Genomic DNA, 19,365 nt, shown 5'->3' with positions numbered 1-19,365 from the left:
TGCAAGCATGAACCTCGAAGTAATCGTGACCTGTGCCGTTACGGGAGCAGGCGACACCGTCGGCAAGCACCCCGCCATTCCCGTCACGCCCAAGCAGATTGCCGACGCGGCAATCGAGGCTGCAAAAGCAGGCGCGACCGTCGCGCATTGCCATGTGCGTGATCCCAAAACCGGGCGCGGCAGCCGCGATCCGAACCTGTATCGTGAAGTCGTCGATCGCATCCGCTCTGCGGATACGGACGTCATCATCAATCTGACCGCGGGCATGGGCGGCGACCTCGAGATCGGTCCCGGCGAAGATCCGATGCGTTTCGGCGCGAACACCGACCTGGTCGGCGGCTTGACGCGGCTTGCGCATGTGGAAGAACTGCTTCCGGAGATCTGCACGCTCGATTGCGGCACGCTCAATTTCGGCGATGGCGACTATATCTATGTGTCGACGCCGGCTCAATTGCGCGCAGGCGCGAAGCGCATTCAGGAACTCGGCGTCAAGCCCGAACTGGAGATCTTCGATACGGGCCATCTGTGGTTCGCGAAGCAATTGCTGAAGGAAGGCTTGCTCGATGCGCCGCCGCTGTTCCAGTTGTGCCTCGGCATTCCTTGGGGCGCGCCGGCCGACACCACGACGATGAAGGCGATGGCCGACAACCTGCCCGAGGGCGCGCAATGGGCGGGCTTCGGCATCGGCCGCATGCAAATGCCGATGGTCGCGCAAGCGATGCTGCTGGGCGGGCATGTGCGCGTCGGCCTCGAAGACAACATCTGGCTCGACAAGGGCGTGCCCGCGAGCAATGGTTCCCTGGTCACGCGCGCCATCGAGATCATCGAGCGTCTGGGCGGCCGCGCGCTGACGCCCGCCGAAGGCCGCAAGAAACTCGGCTTGCGCGCACGCGGCGAACGGCTGCTCGACAAGCGCGCCGCCGAACAGTACGCGTGACACGTCGAAACACATCGACCGCTTTAACCCCATTCAACCCTTCCAGATCATCACCGCAAATGAAAGAGATCACCAGCATCAAGACATTCGCCGCCATCGGCTCGGGCGTGATCGGCAGCGGCTGGGTCGCGCGCGCGCTGGCGCACGGACTCGACGTTGTGGCATGGGACCCGGCCCCGGGCGCGGAAAAACAGTTGCGCGACAATGTCGCGAACGCCTGGCCCGCGCTCGAACGCATTGGACTCGCACAAGGCGCCTCGCAGGAGCGGTTGCGCTTCGTGAAGACGATCGAAGAATGCGTCGCGCAGGCCGACTTCATTCAGGAAAGCGCACCCGAACGCGAGGAACTCAAGCTCGCGCTGCATGAGCAGATCAGCCGCGCGGCGAAGCCCGATGCGATCATCGCGTCGTCGACGTCGGGTCTGTTGCCGACCGACTTCTATGCACGCGCGTTGCATCCCGAACGCTGCATCGTCGGCCATCCGTTCAACCCCGTTTATCTGCTGCCGCTGGTCGAAGTGGTGGGCGGCGAGCACACGGCGCCTGCGACTATCGATGCCGCAATGCGTATCTATCACGAGCTTGGCATGCGGCCGCTGCATGTGCGCAAGGAGGTGCCGGGCTTTATCGCCGACCGTCTGCTCGAAGCGTTGTGGCGCGAGGCGCTGCATCTCGTCAACGAGGGCGTTGCGACCACGGGCGAAATCGACGATGCGATCCGCTTTGGCGCGGGCATCCGCTGGTCGTTCATGGGGACGTTCCTCACCTACACGCTCGCGGGCGGCGACGCGGGCATGCGCCATTTCATGCAGCAGTTCGGTCCCGCACTTGAATTGCCGTGGACCAAGCTCGTCGCGCCGAAGCTGACCGACCAATTGATCGATCGCGTTGTCGACGGAACCGCGCAGCAGGTGGGGCCGCGATCGATCAAGCAACTCGAACGCTATCGCGACGAATGCATCACGAACGTGCTGCAAGCGATTGCCGACACAAAAGCGCGCCATGGCCTGGGTGCCGACGAATAAAGTCGAGCACTGTCTGGACACTCGCAGGGCATTGAAGCACGATGCCCCGCGAGCACGAACCCTCATTCAAAACAACGGAGCCATTGACCATGCCGCGACACGCTCAATTGTCGGCGTATCACGATGTCGTGCGCGCCGAGTGGGTCGATTACAACGGCCATCTGCGCGACGCGTTCTATATGCTGATCTTCAGCTTTGCCGTCGATGCGCTGATCGACGAGATCGGCCTCGACGACAGCGTGCGAAAAGCGCGCGGCCGCTCGATCTATACGCTCGAAGCGCATATCCACTATCTGCAGGAAATCAAGCAAGGCGCGCAGGTGCGCGTTGAAATGCGCGCGCTCGCTCACGATGCGAAGCGGATTCATCTGTACCTCGAAATGTTCGCGGACGATGGCGACCAACCCGTCGCAGCCGGCGAGCAAATGCTGCTGCACGTCGATACGAGCGGGCCGCGCTCTGCCGCGTTCGATAGCGATGTGCAAACGCGCGTGCGCTCGCTCGTCGACCGGCAGGCCGCGCTGCCGGTTGCCGAATATGCCGGGCGCGTGATTGCTTTGCCTGCGCAAGCCCGCAATCATGCTCGAACCTGAGATCGCCGCGTTCGTCGAGCGCGCCAATGCGTTGTATTCGGGCGATCACCCCGCTGCGACCGTGGACGATCAACGCGCGACGTACGAACGGTTTGCCGCCGCGTTCACGCCGCCGTTGCCCGATGGCGTGCGCACGCACGATGCGCCGTTCATCTCGCCCGCTGGTCAGACGGTGATGCTGCGGTTGTATGCGCCCGCCGGGCGCGCGCAGTCGAAGGGCACGGTGCTGTATTTTCATGGCGGCGGGTTTGTCGTGGGATCGATTCAAAGCCACGATCTGATCACGGCGCGCCTCGCAGCGGATACGGGCCTTTGCGTGGTCGCGCTCGACTACCGGCTTGCACCCGAACATCCCGCACCTGCCGCCCACGACGATTGCCTCGCCGTCACGCGTGCAGCGCTCGCCGGGCGCTTGCCGTTCGGAGCGCTGCCCCGGTCGCTGCAACTCGCAGGCGACAGCGCGGGCGGCACGCTCGCCGCGAGCGTCGCGCTGCGTTTGCGTGACGAAAGCATTACCGGCGTGGATGGCATCGCGCTGGTCTATCCGCTGCTCGGTATCGAGCCGCAGCTGCCCGCGCGCGATACGCAAGCCGACGCGCCGATGCTCACGCTCACCGACGTAAAACACTACGGCGCGCTGTACTGGGGCGCGGACGTCGAGAATCGGACGCTTGCCGCATGGACCGTTCCGCTCGAAGCCTCTCGCTACGACGGCTTGCCGCCCACGCTCGCGATTGGCGTCGAGCACGATCCGTTATGCGACGACGCGCGCGTGTTCGCCGAGCGCATTCGCGCGGCGGGCGGCCACGCGCATGCCCCTGTGGGCGCCGGCCTCGTGCACGGCTCCTGGCGTGCGCTGGCGACGAGCCCTGGCGTGCAATGGATGCATCGCGAGGTATGCCGGTTCCTGGCCGGGAACGCAGCGGCATGCTCCAATGCCGGGCGCGGTGTATTTCGTGTTGACCGGGCCGCCGGGTGAAGACGTCTCGATCGGCGCGGGCGTCAGCCCTCCGACGCGCTCGCCAACTCCTGATAGCGCACGAAGTGCGAGCCCGCTGCGGCTTTCGCCGCATACATGGCGGTATCGGCCTTCGCCAGTAGTTCTTCGGCATACTTGCCGTCGGCGGGAAATTCGCTGATGCCGATGCTCACGCCCACCGTCATCAGATGCTCGCCCAGTTGCACGGGCGCCTCCATCGCCAGTTGCACGCGGCCAGCGGCCACGCGCAGCGCGTCGGTCGAGCGCACGCCGCCCGCCAGGATCACGAACTCGTCGCCGCCGTAGCGGGCGACCACATCGGTGCCGCGCAACGCCGCGCGCAGGCGCTGCGCAACGGCCACGAGCGTCTGGTCGCCGGTCGAATGCCCGAATTGATCGTTGATCTGCTTGAAGTCGTTCAGGTCCACGAACATCACTGCCAGCGGCTCGTCGCTCAGCGCCGCGCGGCGTATCGCCAGCTCGAACTGTTCGAGGAAGTGCGCGCGGTTGGGCAGGCCGGTCAGCGGGTCGTGCCCCGCCCGGTGCGCCAGCTCCTGCTGGCGGGCATGCAGCGCATCCACCTGGGAGCGGATCTCCATGCGCATGCGGTCGAAGCAGCGCGCGAGCACACCGATCTCGTCCGAGCGCCCGACCGGCAAACGCTCGATGGCGTCCTCGTCGAAGATGTGCGTCACTGCATAGGCGAGCGTGCGCAGCGGCCGCGCCAACGCGCGCGCGAACAACATCGCCAGCACGATCGCGATGGTGCTGGAGATCAGCACGAGACGCATGATTTGCGCGCCGAGTTCGTTGGCGGGGGCGAGCACGTCCGTGAGCGGCCGCGCGAGCCCGAGCGCGATAAAGCGCTTGCCGCCCGCGAGGCCGAACGGCGAGCGCACGAACGCGAACACTTCGGCCGGCGGCTCGTTGCCGCGCGCAAAGCCGTTGAACGTCAGGCTCGGCGGCCCGTTCGTGAAGAGCGGCTCGGTGGCGGGAAAGCTTTTTTGCATCAGCACGCGGTGGCCGCGCTCGAAGCCGAAGGTCTGGCCGGGGTCCGGATGAAGCAGAAAATCGCCCCACTCGTTGGCCATATACACCGCGTAGTCGGACGGCAGATCGCGTTCGATGCGCTCGAACACCTTGGTGAGATCCACGTCGATGACGAGCACGCCCACCTTGTCGCCGTTTTGATTGGTCACCGGCGCGCCCACCATCACCACCGGCAGCGTCGAGCCCGGTTCCGAACCATGCTGCGCCTTCAGGCCGATCGGCGAGATGTAGACGCGCTCCGCATTCGCTGCCAGCGCGTCGTACACGTACGGAAACTGGCCCTTCTCCTGCAATTGGTCATCGGGCACGACCTCGATGCCGCTCGCGTCGCGCTCGACGCGAACGCGCTCCAGACCGTATTGCCCGCGCGAAATCAGGCGTATCTGCAGATATTCGGCGTGATGCAGCATGAAGCCGCTGAACACCTGCTTGAGCCGCGCATCGGCGGGACGCGGCGCGTCGCCTTGCGCGACCGCCATCGACGAAGGCAGGGTCGCGAGCACGAGCGCGTCGTCGGCAACGTCGCCGAGCGCGGCGGTGAAACGCTGGCTCAGCAATTGCGTCGAGGTGAGCAGGCTGCGCTCCGCTTCGTGCATGAGCATCTTGCGATTGGCGCGATAGGTCGAATAGCCCGTTGCACCCGACGCCGCCACGCCAATGCACACCAGCAGGATCGAAAGCCGCGAAGTCAGTCCGAGTTTGATCATGGTGCGAAGCGCTCCAGCGGGTCGCCCGCTTTGATCCGGCGCCACAGCACTTCTCGCTCGTCAGTGCTCTCGACGCCCTGGATCCAGACGAGGCGCGGCCCCGCACCGGCGCGATCGCCGGAAGCAACTCCAGACAAGGGCGTCATGGTGTTGGCAAGCCCTTCGCGCTGCGTCAGCTGCTTGCCGACATCGGGCTCCAGCATGGTGTCGATCCAGTGGTAGGCCAGCGCCGGATTGGTCGCGTTGCGCGTGATGGCCCAGCAATCGAGCCACGCCAGCGCGCCCTCGTCCGGAATCACGTAGCCCACGTCGACGCCGGCATGGCGCAGCTGCTCGACTTGCTGCGTGCCGTAATTGCCGAACATCAGCGCCACGTGATGCTGCACGAACTGCTCGGTGGCGTCTTCGGGCAACGTGTAGTACGTGAGCAGATTGCGCCGCAAGCGCACGAGTTCGCGCGTGACGGTGCGCAGTTGCTCGGGCGTCAGGTGGAACGGGTCGGGATAGCCCAGCGCCAGCGCGGTGAACGAGAAGTTGTGCTGCGCGCTGTTGAAATCGAGCACCTTGCCGCGATAGCGCGGATCCCATAGCGCCCGCATCGAATGAGGCGGCTCGGCAATCTGCTTGCGGTCGTAGATAAGCCCCATCGACGAGTAGGTGAACGGAATCGCGTAGGTGCGGCCCGCGCTCACGAGCCCGCGAATCTCGGCTACCCGCTGAAAATAAGGCTGCTGCCAGCGGCGGTTTGGAATGCGCGAAAGGTCGAGCGCGGTGAGCAGGCCGGCTTGCGCGTAGCGCTCGATCTCGGCGGTATTGGCCGCCAGCACGTCGAACGGCTGCGGCTCCGCGCTGTGCATGCGGGCCCAGAGCGCTTCGTCGGAATCGACGAACGTGACTTCGACTTTGGCGTGGAAGCGCTTCTCGAATGCGCGAACCCAGTCCTCGTCCGCATAGCCGGGCCACGCGAGCACGCGCAGCACGGACTGCTTCGGGCCGTGAGAATCCGCGAGCGTATGCGCCCAGAAAAAGGACATCAACAGGACGGCCAAAGCCGCCGGCGTGACCCATCTGCCCGCGCGGCGGGGTGTGCCTTTTCCCCGGATGAAACGGCCAACGACCGTATTGAAGCGTCGCCTCATTTCGCCAACTTATTCGATGCTGCTTCAGGCTTGCGCGAAGCGCATTCTCGTTTTTGACCAAGCGAAAACGCCGCTTCGCTCGACCCCTTATCCCGATGGGAATCTTTTATGCGTTCCCGCTGCACATCTTATCGAAAATCGAAAACCAGAATATGCAATTGGAATATTTTTCGACGCAAGGGAAAGTGCGATTGGATGAAATGGGACGAACCTTTAAACGATATCTAACTTCTTTAAATCCTCTTTTAGTATGAAAAAAAACCCGAGGCTCGTCCGACGGAGACAGTCGAAGCCAGCCTCAGGCAAGTCACTCATTTAATGCCGGTCCTATTTCGCCCTGATTGGTCCAAGAGCCTCAATGACGTCTTCAGAACGGTTCACGAATCCTCCGTTGCGTGTATTTGCGTAAAGGGAGAATAGGCATGCCGACACGTAGCGGAAATCAGGTTTTCCTGATTTGTGACTCAGGAATTGCCTGGAGCCGTTGAAAACCCGCGAAGGTGGTTTGCAGGCATCCAGGCTTTGTTGCGCGCGAAACCTCAGGCGTTGTCCCGGGCAGCAGCCGAAGACTCGCGAATCACCAGTGATGGATCGGGCGGCGTGGCAAAGTCCGCCCCGCCCTTGCCCGCCAGATGATCGAACAGCAGCGCCACGGCTTGCGAGGCCATTTCGTCGAGGTGAAGATCGACGGCCGTGAGCGGCGGCCGGCAACTGCGCGCGCGAATCCCGTCGTAACGGGTCGCGATTTTGATGTCCTCGGGTACGCGCCGGCCTGCGTCGGCAATGCCCTGCACCGCGCCCACGGCAAACGCGTCAACCAGCGCGCACAGCCCATCGAGCTGCGGGTGCTGCTGCAACAGCGCAGCGCATGCTTCGCGGCCTGCTTCCTCGCCGCCCGCTTCGTCGGCCACGGCGATCACGGGCGTCATGTCGTGCTCCGCGCAGAATTGCTCGTACGCAGCGCGCGATTCGACATATGAATTGCGCTGCTGCGCGCCAATCAGAAGCGCAATCCGCCTGCTGCCCTGCTCATGCAGATGGCGCAGCAACAGCGCCGTGGTGGCGAACGAGTGGATGTCGACATAGGGCAGCGCGTCGTTGCCGGGCATGCGCCCGAGGCACACGACCGGCAAGCCGCGCGCCTGCAGATGGGCCACGTTCGCATCGTCGGCGGTGGGTTCGATCACGATGGCGCCGTCGATGTCGAGCTGCTCGAGCGGCAACCGCCCCGCCATGATGGGCGGCACGAGCACCAGCGCGAGACCGCGCGTGAGCGCGGCAGCGGCCGCGACCGCCGCGATTTCCATCAGAAACCCGAGCCGCGACGCGCCTCCGGCGATTTCGAACGGCATCGACGAAAGCAGCGCGATGGTGCGCGCTTCGCCGGTGCGCAGCCGCTGCGCGCGCACGCTCGGGCGGTAGCCCAGTTCGCGCGCCACGTCCTTCACGCGCTGGCGCGTTTGCGGATCGACATAGCCCTTGTCGTTCAACGCATGCGAAACGGTGGTCGTGGAGACGCCCGCTGCGCGGGCAACGTCGGCAATGGTCGGCCGCGGCTTGGGCGGCGCTGAACTTTGCATGCTGTTTTTCTCGCTTGGAGTCCGGGGTTTGTGGGCTATCGCGACCAATCGGTCGATAAATAATCCGGCTTGACAAGGCCTTCGGGACGCACCATTCTACGATAGCAAATCGATTTTGGGCGCCCGCCCAATTTTTTGCGCGCGATCCCAAATCGATTTGGGATGCGGTTTTTGTAAAGCAGCTTCCCCAGAACAACGACACACCCTCGCAGACGTGAGGCGGTCTGCGGCACATGGAGACACGCAGTCATGACGAAAGCCCAGCAGGTTCACCCCGTAGACGAGCGCTTGCCGCTCGTCAAACTGATGTTGTTCGGCCTTCAGCACGTGCTGGTGGTGGCCGCTTCCCCCATCACGGCGGTCTTTCTGGTCGCGAAAGCGCTCGGGCTGTCGTCGGCGCTGACCGTCGACTTGATCAGCGCGACCTTTCTCGTCTGCGGAATCGGCACGCTGCTGCAATCGTTCGGCCCGCTGCGCTTTGGCGCGCGCCTGCCGTTCATCATGGTGCCGGGCGGCGCGCCGGTGGTCCTGTTCGTGCTGATCGCGCAGCAAACCGACCTGCGCACGGCCGCCGGCGCGACCATCCTCACAGGCCTGTTCTACTTTCTGCTGCTGCCGGTGTTCCGCCGCTGCCTGCGCTTTTTCCCGCGCATCGTGATCGGCACGATGCTGATCCTCGTCGCCGTCAACCTGATCCGCATCTACGGCGTGGTGATCGTTGGCCGCCCCGGCACCGCCGAGTTCGGCAGCCCCGCCGGGATCGGCCTCGCGCTCGCCACGGTCGCCTTCACCGTGCTGTTCGCGAAGCTCTTCAAGGGCATGCTCGGGCAACTGGCCGTGCTGCTGGGCCTGCTTGCGGGCGCGGCGCTGGCCTCGGCGCTGGGCTTGATGAGTTTCGCCAGCGTCTGGAGCGGCGCGCTCGTCACGCTGCCCACGCCGCTGCCGTTCGGCATGCCGCGCTTCGACCTCTTCGCCGCGCTGCCGCTCTTGATCTTCAGCGTGATTTCGATGGCGGAGGCCACCGGCCAGACCGTGGCGATCGCCGAGATCGTGGGCAAGGAAATCGACCCGCGCGTAGCCGTGCCGCAAACCATTCGCGCCGATGCGCTCATGTCGATGGTTGGCGGGCTTTTCGGCACCTCGCTCATCATTACGAGCAGCGAAAACATCGGCATCGTGGAGGCAACCGGCATCCGCTCGCGCTTCGTCACCGCGATGGCCGGCGCGCTGCTGATCGTAATCGCGCTGCTCGCGCCGCTCTCGCGCCTCGCCAACGCCATTCCCGCCGCGGTGGTGGGCGGCACCGCGCTGATCGTGTTCTCGATCATCGGCGTCATGGGCATCAACTTGCTGCGCCAGGTGGACCTGCGCGCGCGCGCCAACATGTACACGCTCGCCGCCGCGCTCACGATGGGCATCCTGCCGATCGTCGTGCCCGGCGTCTACAGCCGCTTTCCCGCGACGCTGCAAATCGTGCTCGGCAACGGGCTCGCGATGGGCGCGCTCACCGCCGTGATCGTCAACTTGATCTTCGAACACCTGAGCCTGCGCTGGCGGCCGCGCACAAGCCGCACAAGCCGCACCGCCCATGCGGCCCACGCATCCCATGCGGCTGGCGCGCTTGAAGCAACCGTCAACGAAACCCCTTCCTGCCACTGAACCCCATACAGCCCAACTTCATCATCATGCAAACTCGCTCCACAGCCGCTTCGCCCTGCTCCCTTTCCCGCACCGAACTGTGCGCCGATGAACTGCTGCTGTTGCCCGAAACGCTGCTGCTCGCCGAAGGTCCGGTGCGCGAGCATGCGGTCGTGGTCGCCAACGGGCGCTTTCGCGACATCGGCCACGCCGACGAACTCGTTGCGCGCTACCCGCTGCTGACGCCGCTCGCGCTGCCGGGCAAGCTGCTGATGCCCGGCTTCGTCGACGCGCATCACCATCTCACGCAGTCGTTCGGCAAGGCGCTCGCGTTTGGCGAGCCCTCGGAGATCTACCGCCGCATCTGGGTCCCGCTCGAAAACTGCCTCGACGAGAACCTGCTGTACCTGTCGACCAGGCTGGCCGCGCTCGAAGCGCTGCGCGGCGGCTTCACGACCGTTTGCGACGCCGGCACGCGCTCGGACAGCGACATCTCGACGATCGCCGCGGCCACCCAGGAAGTGGGCGTGCGCTGCGTGCTCGGCAAGATCTGCAACGACATGGGCGACCATATCGACGCCCGCGAGCGCGGCGCTATCGTCGCCCGCGCGCAGGCCCATCTGGGGCATTGGAGCGGCCATGCGCTCGTGCATCCGTCGCTGGCTATTTCGGTGCCCGAAGCAGGTTCGGACGGCATGCTGCAAACCGTGGCCGCTATGTGCGCCGAGGCCGGCGCGGTGTTCCAGACGCATGCCAACGAGCACCTCGCCTCCGTCGAGCGCTCGATCGTCGCGCGCAAGATGCGCCCCATCGAGCACCTTCACCATGCGGGCGCGTTGGGGCCGCAAACGCTGATCGCGCATGCCACGCTCGTCACGCCTTCCGAGCTGAACCTGCTGCGCGACACGGGCGCGGCCGTGAGCTACAACCCCGTCGCGAGTTCGTGGAAGGGCAACGCGGTGGCCCCGGCGCTGCAGATGGCCGCGCTCGGCATTCGCTTCGGCCTCGGCACCGATGGCACGCGCAGCGACGCATTCCGGTTGCTCGACGCAGCCGAGACCGCGCAACGTTTCGCCTTCGGCCTTGCTACGGGCGACTCGTCGTGCGGCGCGGGCAAGCTCTGGCTCGATCACGCGCTGCGCGGCGGTGCCGACGCCGTGCGCCTTGGCGCATTGACCGGCGAAATCGCGCCGGGCAAAGCCGCGGACTTTCTGCTCGTGGATCTCGACGTGCCCGAAATGCGGCCCTCGTGGGAGCTCGAATGGGAGCTCGTGCGCCTCGCCAATCGCAGCCAGATCGATGCGGTGTTCGTGGCGGGACGCCTGCGCCTGTGGCACGGCTGGCCCATCGACTGGGACGCGCGCGCGCTGCTGCGCGAAGTCGATGAAGCCGCCGCCGCCGTCGTTGCGCTCGCACCTATCAAGCGGGTGCATGCTGCGCCTTTGTCGATCAACCCGGTCACGCCAGACACCCCCACGGTTTGCGGCGCAACGCAGGCTCAGTCCGCCACGCAAACGCTCTCGCCGCTGGTATCGAGTAGCTGAAACACGCGGGCGCGATTGCCGTTCGATCCGCCCCGCGCATAGCTGTCCATCCTTAGGAGAACCCATCTGTGAGTCTGACCGTATTCCTCATTCTTGCCGCCACCGTAACGATTGCCGCGTTCATTCAAGGCGCGGTGGGGGTGGGCTTCGCGCTCATCTGCGCCCCCGTGATCGGCTTGATCGATCCGGGCCTCTTGCCCGTGTCGCTGCTGATTCTGATGCTGCCGCTCAACGTCTATCTCGCGTGGCGCGAGCGCCCGGCGCTCGATTCGAACGGCACGCTATGGATCACAGTCGGGCGCACGGTGGGCGCGGTGGGCGGCGTGCTGATCATCTCGCGCATCTCGGCGCACGACCTGAACCTGTTCATCGGCGCATCGACGATTGCCGCCGCTGTCGCCACGCTGTGCGCGCCCACCTTCGCGCCAGGCCGCAACGCGCTGATCACGGCGGGCGCCGTGACCGGCATCACCGAAACCGCAACGGGCATTGGCGGACCGGCGCTCGCGATGGTCTTCCAGCACTACCGAGCGCCCGCGCTGCGCTCGACCATCGCGCTGTGCTTCGCGATTGGCGAAGCGGTTTCGCTGGTGATGCTCAGCTTCACCGGCCAGATCAGCGTGGACCGGTTCGTTTCCGCGCTGCTGCTCGTGCCGCCCGTCATTCTTGGCGCCTTCATCAGCCAGCACGTGCATCAGCGACTGAACAGCAAGGTCCTGCGCATCAGCGTGATGGGCTTCGCGATCGTTTCGGGCGCGGCAATCCTGTACCAGACCTTGACGTGAATCCCCGAAGTCATTGCAGACAAGAACGGCTCGTTCAGAGCCGGCTCGTTCAACAGAGAAAATAGAGCATCGCGATGAGACCCCCAATGAAGAAGTATCTGTTAGCGCCCGCCTGCATGGCGCTTAGTATTGCCAACATTTCTGGTGCGCACGCACAGAGCAGCATTACGCTGTACGGCAGTCTGGACGCGGGCGTTGGCTACGTCAGCAATCTGCACGGCTCGCATGCGTTCATCGCTGAACAGGGCACGTTTCAGGCCGATCGCTGGGGCCTGACGGGTACCGAGGATCTGGGCGCTGGGCTTAAGACCGTGTTCAAGCTGGAGTCGGGCTTCTCGACGCTCACCGGCGCAATGTCGAGCGCCGGAACGCTCTTCAACCGCCAGGCCTGGGTGGGTCTCGTGAAGAACGGCATCGGCACCGTCACGCTCGGCCGCCAGACCGACTTCCACTTCGAAATGCTCGGCCCGCTTTCGACCGCCCAGTCGCTTAGCGACTTCTCCGCCTTTCATCCGGGCAACGTCGACGGGCTCGCCAACACCGTTCCCGTCGAACTGTCCAATACGGCGAAGTTCGTGAGCCAGCCGTTCGCAGGCCTCACCATTGGCGCGCTCTACGGCTTCACGAATTCGAGCAGCAGCACGACAGGCCACACCATCAGCTTCGGCGCGAACTATGGCTACGGCCCGCTGAAGCTGGCCGCCGCCTGGTCGGAGTACCACGACCGCTCGCTCAACCTGGCCGGCGGGCTGGGCCTGAATGCATTCGAGGGCGTGAGCCTCTCCAATGGCGCACCGTTCGTAGCCGAGCGCGTGCGCAATGCGGGTATCGGCGGCAGCTATCAGTGGGGGAGGGTTCAATTGCATGCGCTCTACACGCAGGTGCGCATTGAACGGCATGGCGAGGCGCAGAACTACCGCACCATCGACGGCGGCGCCAATTTCCAGATCACGCCCGCCTATATGGTGGGCGCGGGCGCCTGGACCACGACGCTCGCCGGCAAGCGCTGGACCCAGGCGACGCTCGCCAATGTGTACTCGCTCTCGAAGCGCACGCAGCTTTATATGGACGTGATGGTCGAGCGCGCATCGTCGGGCGCGGTTGCCAGCACGATGGGGATAGGCGCATCGTCTTCGGGATCGCAGACGGTCGTGCTGGCTGGGATTCATCACTTCTTCTAGCGCGGCGGCGGGGCACAGCCGCCGTTGGTTGAATCAATCGGACCAGCGCGCCGTGGAGCAGGATATCCTCCGCCGCGCCGACACCCAGTACCATCCGGTGGGCACCTGCAAGATGGGCAGCGATCCGCTCGCGGTGGTGGATGCGCAATTGCGCGTGCATGGGATCAACGGGCTGCGCGTCGTGGATGCGTCGATCATGCCGACGGTGGTGAGCGGCAATACCAATGCGCCCACGATCATGATTGCCGAGAAGGCTGTGGATATGATCCGGCAGGCGGCGAAGTAATCGGTCTGCTCGGAATAGCCGCCCATTGACGTTGACGATATCAAGCGTCAATGGGCGCTTTTTTTATTTCTATGCGATGAAGTCCAGGTAGTCGAGTGTCATTCCTCGCGATACCTTCCCCGCGGTCCGCACCTCCCAATTTAATCGCAAAAATCCTCGCGGCTCGTCGATCTCGCCACGTTTATCTCCTGCGACAAGCGGTCCAGGGCGTCACCCTGTCACTTAGCGCAGACGCTCATTATCCCGATAATGAATGCCAGAGCGTCGCTGAAACAGCAGCGACCCGGGGTGAGAGCCGGAAATGCAAAGGCGGACCGCCGCCGCTCGCGAGCGGCGTTTTTTTCGTCCGCATGCCAATGCCAATGCGCGCCTTCAATGGCCGGGCCTTGGCGGGGGAGCTTCGGCTCACCGGTTCCTTTGCGCCGGCCTCTCAACCCCGTCTTGCGCCCGGCCACCCCCACCCCGATTGAGAGCGGGAGCCGGGCCTCACACCCAGCACAGGAGATTGCGCTGTGAACACTCCCACCGACGACAGGCGAGGGCACTGTATCGACTTCACTGTCCCCGACACTCCGGTTTTTAATTTCGCTCCCGAACTCGGTTATTTCGAAGTGCTCGGCACCATGGAGCAACTCATTGACGAAGCGTTAATCCCGCGCGAACTCGAATGGCCCACGGGTTTCAATCACCGGTTATGGAACGACGAAAAATTCGAATGGCGGTTGTGCCGGCAGCGCCCGGAAGGCGCTCGCGGCCCACGGCGGTTCTACGCTGAGTTCGATTACTGGTCAGTGCGCTCGACGGTGCGTGGGCGGCCCATGAGTGTCGTGCGTGCGCTATGGACCCGCCGCGAGGCCGAACGGATTGCCGCGATCCTCCAATGGACCCGCGAGGATGAAGCGCAGGTTCACGCGGTGGCACGCGCACATCGCGACGGCGCGTTCCAGCAATTCAAGCAGCTTGTGCCGGCGCTGAACGGGCTGGCGAGGAAAGGTCGCCGCCGCGCGTAGGAGCAGCGGCGCGGCATTCATCATGTCGCCACCGGTTACTGAACCGTCTGCCACCCCCGCGCATCACCCTCGAGTGCTTAGTGGTTCTATGAAGTAACACGGCAAACAATCATGCCCGCCCGAGGCGCATCTTTATCCCGTGGGACTAGCTCGCTCCCGCAGCCGCCGCTACGCAGATTGTCGTGACTGCCCTGCAGCTGCCGCCGCCTGTGGACGGCCCACTGCGCGAGCGAGCAGCACGATGATGACCAGGGTCGCGATATAGGCCGCAATCTGAATGCCGGCCGGCCGCGCGGTATAGCCAACGAGCGTATGAAGCATCTTGCCGACGACGCTGGAATCGCGGAGCAACCAGGACGTGTCCCAGATCGTATCGCCCCACGACGGCAGGATTCCCACCGCCGCCAGGTAGCCCACGCCCTGGCTCGCCATGCCCGCAGCAAGCAGGATAACAAGTACGTTGGTCACCGCGAAGAGACGCTTGAGTGGTATCCGCAGAAGACCTGCATACATCGCGGCACCCAGACCGACGCCACCGAAGACACCCAGCAATCCGCCGACGATCATCTGCGGCGTCTGCCCCGCGTCTCCCGCTGCGATGCCATACAGAAACAGGACAGCCTCCGAACCCTCGCGCAGCACCGCCACGCCAACGACAATCGCGAGCCCGGTCAGCGGCCGGCTTCCCGCCGCCACCGCCTTGCCTACTGCCGAAATCTGCTGCGCCATTTCGCGGCTGTGCTTGCCCATCCAGATGCAGTGCCATGCGAGCATGGCGACCGCAATAAACATCACGCCGGCGTTGAACACTTCCTGGCCCATGCCCGACGCCCACGACGAAATGACGTCCGCAAACAGGGCAATGAGTCCCGCGCCGATGACGCCACCGAGCAAGCCACCGCTCACCCACCATCCACGATTGAGGACCCCTTTGGTAGCCGCCAATACAATCGACACGACCAGGGCGGCTTCGAGGACTTCACGGAAAACAATGAGAGCGGTGGATAGCATGATGTCGCTTGCGCTTATTTGACGATCAGATAGGTCTTCGATTCTGCTTCGTGGTACTCGTCGTGAAACTCATACTTGCCTGCCTTCAACGGTCCGATAAAGACATCAACCTGTTTGCCGGCGGGAATCACCTTCTCGGCCTTGAAGTCATCGCTTTCGAATTCAGCGGGCGTCGCATCAAGATTCTTCACCGTAACCTTCACCTTTTTGTCCGCTGGGATGGTCAGCTCGGCCGGCGAGAACTTGTGGTCTTTCACAGTCAGGCTGTATGACTCATCCGCTGCGAACACGTTGTGTGCTTGCAAGACCCCCGAGGCCAGGACCATAGCGACGAACATGCGTGTTGTTTTCATGAGGATCGGCTGTTCAGTAACAAATAGTAATAAAGGAGATAATAAGATCGATTCGCATCTTCTGAAGATTAACCACTTTGGCACTATGGATTTCACTTTGTATCAAACAGGAACACGGCATCAAGGACGCCCCGAAGAAGCCAGGCGGCGCTTACCTGAGTTGAGCTGATCCCCCAACGCAAACCCGCTCTCGATGGCGAGGATGGCCGATGTGTCACGGCCAGGGCTTATCAGCACCCTGGTATGAACAACATGCGCACCGCGATGGTGCCGTCGCGCGCGCAGCTTGATAGGATCGCTCCTTAGCGCATATAGCGCAAAAACCGCACTCGCCTCGCGAACATCGATTTTCACGAACGTTCCCGGATTGGATCGGTGCATGGAATCGGAGGCCGTCGAGGCGTGAACCAGATCTTGCATATCGAGTGCAGCCCGCGCGGCGACGCCTCGGTCAGTAGCCAGGTGACGCGCTACGCGGTCGAGTCGCTGCTGGGCGAAAACCCCGGGGCGCGCGTGCAGCGGCGCGATCTGGGCAACGCGCCGCCGCCGCACCTGAGCGCCGAATTCGTCGACGCCATGCTGGTCGCGGCCCACTCGCGCAGCGCAGCGCAACACGAAGCCCTCGCGCTTTCTGAACAGCTAATCGAAGAACTCGAATTGGCCGACGTGGTCGTGATGGGCACGCCCATGCATAACTACGGCGCGCCCTCGGGATTGAAGGCCTGGTTCGATCACGTCATGCGCCTCGGGCGCACCTTCACCATGACCGCGCAGGGCAAGATCGGCTTGCTCAGGGATCGCCCCGTGATGGTCGCGGTCTCGTCGGGCGGACTCTTCACCTGGGGCGGCGCCGCGCGCCAGCCCGACTACCTCACGGGCTACATTCGCGCGGTGTTCGCGACCATCGGCATTCGCAATGTCGAGTTCGTCACCGTCGAAGGCGTCAGGAGCGGCCCCGAGCAGCAAGCCATCATGCTCGCCAGCGCGCGCCGCTGGATCGACGCGAACATCGTCGCGCTCAAACGCAGGCGGCCACGGGGGATTTGAACGTCTGAGCGCGCCTGACTCCCTACTTTCTCCGCCGCGCGCCGGAAGAGGCCAGCATCGCGAGATCGATCACCGGCGCGCCCTGTTCGATGAGGAAATCGCGAAACAGCCCGGTCACCTGGGAAATGCGCCGGTCGGCCAGCGTCACTACGTACCATTCGCGCTCGACCGGGTTGCCCGCGAACGGCAGTTCCTTCAGCAGCCCGGCGCGCAGTTCCAGCGCGCACGCATGACGCGACAGAAACGCCACGCCGAGCCCGGCTTCGGCCATCTGCTTGATTGCCTCGTTGCTAGATAGTTCGGATCCCACATGAAATCGATGACCAGACGTCTTGAAGAGGCTCTCGACCGTCGTTCTCGTCCCCGCGCCGCGCTCGCGCACCAGCAGGTGCGCCGATTCCAGATCCTTCATTGAAATACGCTTGCGCTGCAAGAGCGGATGCTCCGGCGCGGCGACGAACACCATCGGATGCTTCGCGAATTCAGCCGCATGCGTGCGCAGTTCCTTGGGCGGACTGCCCATGACCGCGAGATCGATTTCATGCGTGGCGAGCATGCGAATGATCTCCTCGCGATTGCCCACCTTGAAGTAGGTCTTCACATGCGGGCGCGTGGCCGTGAATCGGACCAGCAGCGGCGGAATCAGATATTCGGCGGTTGTGATCGCGCCGATGCGCAAGGTCCCGCCCAGATCGCCCTTCAAGGCCGCCACTTCGTCACCCGCTTCTCGCCAGAGATGCAGGATCTCGCGCGCATAGCGGCCCACGATTTCGCCCGCCGTGGTCAGTTCCACGCCCCGGCCCACCCGTTGCAGCAACGCCGCGCCCACGGCTTCCTCCAGCAGGCGGATTTGCAGCGACACGGCCGGCTGCGTCAGATGCAGTTCCTGCGCCGCGCGCGACACGCTCCCCATGCGCATGACCATGTCGAGCGCCTTGAGCTGCCGGAACGTGGCCGCCTTTCCTATAAGTGAAAGCATATCGGTCGCCTATAAACATTAAATTGTTCTTGGGTTCGCGAAACGATATCGTGAAATCAAGTCGCGCGATATTCAAACCGATTTCATTCTGGAAGACAACAATGGCACTCATCCCTGGCATTCTCGCGAAGGAGCGCGCGGCTAACCCGCCCCGCATCCTGATTGTCGGCGGCGGCGCCGGCGGCCTGCAACTCGCTACGCGCCTGGGCAGCACGCTCGGCCGCCGCGGACAGGCGCACATCGTTCTCGTCGACCGCTTACCGACGCACTTCTGGAAGCCGCTTCTGCATGAAGCCGCATCGGGTCACCGCGATCCCGCTTCGCACACGATCGAATATGCGGCGCAGGCAAAGCGCTATGGCTTCGAGTTCGTGCAAGGCGAATTGAAGTCGGTCGATCGCGCGCGCCGCATCGCCACCATCGGTGCGGTGCTGGACAACGACGGCGCGCAGATCGTGCCGCAACGGGAGGTGCCATATCACGACCTCGTGCTGGCCGTGGGCAGCGTGACTAACTTCTTCAATGTGCCTGGCGCCGCGCGCCATGCGCTGCCGCTCGAACACGTCGGGCACGCCGAGGATTTCCGCAAGCGGTTCCTCGCAGCCTGCGCGAAGGTCAATCACCTCGCCGATGCTCCCGGTGCGCCGCTCGTGCGGCCGGTGTGCATCAACGTGATCGGCGCCGGCGCGACCGGCGTGGAACTGGCCGCCGCGCTGCGGCACGCGGTGGGGCAACTCGCGGCGTATCGCTTCCAGGCGCTCGATCCTGCCCGCGACGTCCAGATTCGTCTGATCGAAGGCGCGGCGCGCGTGCTGCCGGTGCTCGACCCGCGCATTTCGGCGCGCACGCAGGCGCAACTCGAACGCCTGCATATCGAGGTGCTGACCGACACCCGCGTGGCGAGCGTCGAAGAAGATGCCATCGTGACTTCGGACGGCGCGATACTGCCCGCCGATATGACGATCTGGGCCGCTGGCGTGGCCGGGCCCGCGATGCTGCGCTCGATCGAAGGGCTCGCGCTGAGCGCGTCGAATCAGGTCATCGTGACGGATACCTTGCAAACGCCTGACGATCCGCACGTGTACGCGTTCGGCGACTGTGCGGCCTGCCCCGTAAGCGGTTCGAGCCGTTACCTGCCGCCGCGCGCCCAGGTTGCCCACCAGCAGGCGGTCTATCTGAGCCAGGCGTTCGCGCGGCGCATCGCAGGCAAGGCGGTTGCGGGATTTGTGTTTCGCGACGCTGGCACGGTGGTCTCGCTCGGCGCGTCCGGCGCGCTTTACCAGGCGGATCTGCGCCTGCGCGAGCGCTCCGTGATCGTCGACGGGCTGGCTGCGTCGGGCTTGTACCGGCTGCTGTATCGCAAGCACCTGTTGGGCGTGCACGGCACCCGGCACACGCTGCTCCAGACGCTGGGCCAGTTTCTGCAGCGTTACAACCGGCCCTCGATCAAGCTCCATTGAGATGTGCCAGCGGCGGAGCGTGCATCGGCTCCGCCGCTTCGATCACGCGTCCCGTCCAGCC

Annotated in this window: 17 protein-coding genes and 1 pseudogene; 12 read left to right on the top strand and 6 right to left on the bottom strand. The window is 64.4% G+C overall.

The features are described from left to right. Nucleotides 1–7 precede the first annotated feature (7 nt). From cdhC to NH14_RS16310, 4 genes are all read left to right on the top strand, one after another. On the top strand, nucleotides 8–937 hold the full coding sequence (gene cdhC / locus NH14_RS16325; protein ID WP_035525562.1) for a 3-dehydrocarnitine:acetyl-CoA trimethylamine transferase CdhC: 930 nt from the start codon (nucleotides 8–10) through the stop codon (nucleotides 935–937). Between the two features lie 59 nt (nucleotides 938–996). Beyond that, nucleotides 997–1,962 (top strand): L-carnitine dehydrogenase, encoded by a 966-nt coding sequence (locus NH14_RS16320; RefSeq protein ID WP_035525564.1) that lies wholly within the window; start codon nucleotides 997–999, stop codon nucleotides 1,960–1,962. An 89-nt stretch (nucleotides 1,963–2,051) separates the two neighbouring features. Then, nucleotides 2,052–2,555 (top strand): thioesterase family protein, encoded by a 504-nt coding sequence (locus tag NH14_RS16315; RefSeq protein WP_035525565.1) that lies wholly within the window; start codon nucleotides 2,052–2,054, stop codon nucleotides 2,553–2,555. Beyond that, on the top strand, nucleotides 2,542–3,534 hold the full coding sequence (locus tag NH14_RS16310; protein ID WP_052147987.1) for an alpha/beta hydrolase: 993 nt from the start codon (nucleotides 2,542–2,544) through the stop codon (nucleotides 3,532–3,534). The genes NH14_RS16315 and NH14_RS16310 overlap by 14 nt, the downstream gene beginning before the upstream one ends. Before the next feature lie 23 nt (nucleotides 3,535–3,557). Here NH14_RS16310 and NH14_RS16305 read toward each other — a convergent pair whose 3' ends face one another. The 3 genes from NH14_RS16305 to NH14_RS16295 all read right to left on the bottom strand — a co-directional run bounded on the left by NH14_RS16305 (nucleotide 3,558) and on the right by NH14_RS16295 (nucleotide 8,010). Continuing rightward, nucleotides 3,558–5,291, bottom strand: a complete 1,734-nt coding sequence (locus NH14_RS16305; protein ID WP_052147988.1) for a sensor domain-containing diguanylate cyclase — start codon at nucleotides 5,289–5,291, stop codon at nucleotides 3,558–3,560. After that, a complete protein-coding gene (locus NH14_RS16300) occupies nucleotides 5,288–6,430 on the bottom strand; it encodes an extracellular solute-binding protein (RefSeq protein WP_084225336.1) in 1,143 nt (380 codons plus the stop codon). Before NH14_RS16300 ends, NH14_RS16305 begins: the two co-directional genes overlap by 4 nt. 539 nt (nucleotides 6,431–6,969) lie before the next feature. Next, nucleotides 6,970–8,010, bottom strand: coding sequence for a LacI family DNA-binding transcriptional regulator (locus NH14_RS16295; protein ID WP_035525566.1), 1,041 nt, complete (start codon nucleotides 8,008–8,010; stop codon nucleotides 6,970–6,972). A gap of 249 nt (nucleotides 8,011–8,259) precedes the next feature. Here NH14_RS16295 and NH14_RS16290 point away from each other — a divergent pair, with 249 nt between their 5' ends. From NH14_RS16290 to NH14_RS16265, 6 genes and pseudogenes are all read left to right on the top strand, one after another. Next, entirely contained in the window at nucleotides 8,260–9,669 is a 1,410-nt protein-coding gene (locus tag NH14_RS16290; protein WP_084225338.1) for a uracil-xanthine permease family protein, read from the top strand. 26 nt (nucleotides 9,670–9,695) lie between these two features. Beyond that, the gene (locus NH14_RS16285; RefSeq protein WP_084225340.1) at nucleotides 9,696–11,192 is read left to right on the top strand and encodes an amidohydrolase family protein; all 1,497 of its coding nucleotides are present in this window, start codon (nucleotides 9,696–9,698) and stop codon (nucleotides 11,190–11,192) included. Between the two features lie 68 nt (nucleotides 11,193–11,260). Next, entirely contained in the window at nucleotides 11,261–11,977 is a 717-nt protein-coding gene (locus NH14_RS16280) for a sulfite exporter TauE/SafE family protein (protein WP_035525567.1), read from the top strand. A gap of 86 nt (nucleotides 11,978–12,063) precedes the next feature. After that, nucleotides 12,064–13,158, top strand: coding sequence for a porin (locus NH14_RS16275; protein WP_035525568.1), 1,095 nt, complete (start codon nucleotides 12,064–12,066; stop codon nucleotides 13,156–13,158). A gap of 13 nt (nucleotides 13,159–13,171) precedes the next feature. Next, nucleotides 13,172–13,444 (top strand): annotated as a pseudogene (locus NH14_RS16270) (GMC oxidoreductase); the annotation flags it as partial. A 512-nt stretch (nucleotides 13,445–13,956) separates the two neighbouring features. Next, nucleotides 13,957–14,454 carry a hypothetical protein gene (locus NH14_RS16265; protein ID WP_152617121.1) on the top strand — a complete coding sequence of 166 codons (498 nt, stop codon included), beginning with the start codon at nucleotides 13,957–13,959 and terminating at the stop codon, nucleotides 14,452–14,454. Nucleotides 14,455–14,622: 168 nt separating this feature from the next. Here NH14_RS16265 and NH14_RS16260 read toward each other — a convergent pair whose 3' ends face one another. After that, nucleotides 14,623–15,465, bottom strand: coding sequence for an FTR1 family iron permease (locus NH14_RS16260; RefSeq protein ID WP_035525571.1), 843 nt, complete (start codon nucleotides 15,463–15,465; stop codon nucleotides 14,623–14,625). Nucleotides 15,466–15,479: 14 nt separating this feature from the next. Then, a complete protein-coding gene (locus NH14_RS16255; RefSeq protein ID WP_407947155.1) occupies nucleotides 15,480–15,803 on the bottom strand; it encodes a cupredoxin domain-containing protein in 324 nt (107 codons plus the stop codon). 417 nt (nucleotides 15,804–16,220) lie between these two features. On the opposite strand from NH14_RS16255, the gene NH14_RS16250 reads away from it, so the two are divergent. Beyond that, complete coding sequence (locus tag NH14_RS16250; protein ID WP_035525573.1) at nucleotides 16,221–16,865, top strand: FMN-dependent NADH-azoreductase; 645 nt, start codon at nucleotides 16,221–16,223, stop codon at nucleotides 16,863–16,865. A gap of 22 nt (nucleotides 16,866–16,887) precedes the next feature. Here the strand turns inward: NH14_RS16250 and NH14_RS16245 are convergent, their stop codons facing one another. Next, on the bottom strand, nucleotides 16,888–17,844 hold the full coding sequence (locus tag NH14_RS16245; RefSeq protein ID WP_035525575.1) for a LysR family transcriptional regulator: 957 nt from the start codon (nucleotides 17,842–17,844) through the stop codon (nucleotides 16,888–16,890). Nucleotides 17,845–17,945: 101 nt separating this feature from the next. Here NH14_RS16245 and NH14_RS16240 point away from each other — a divergent pair, with 101 nt between their 5' ends. After that, nucleotides 17,946–19,304, top strand: coding sequence for an NAD(P)/FAD-dependent oxidoreductase (locus tag NH14_RS16240; protein WP_035525577.1), 1,359 nt, complete (start codon nucleotides 17,946–17,948; stop codon nucleotides 19,302–19,304). Nucleotides 19,305–19,365 lie beyond the last annotated feature (61 nt).

It is taken from the genome of Paraburkholderia sacchari, from assembly GCF_000785435.2.
Lineage (GTDB): Bacteria > Pseudomonadota > Gammaproteobacteria > Burkholderiales > Burkholderiaceae > Paraburkholderia > Paraburkholderia sacchari.
This window is presented reverse-complemented; position numbering and strand designations above follow the sequence as displayed.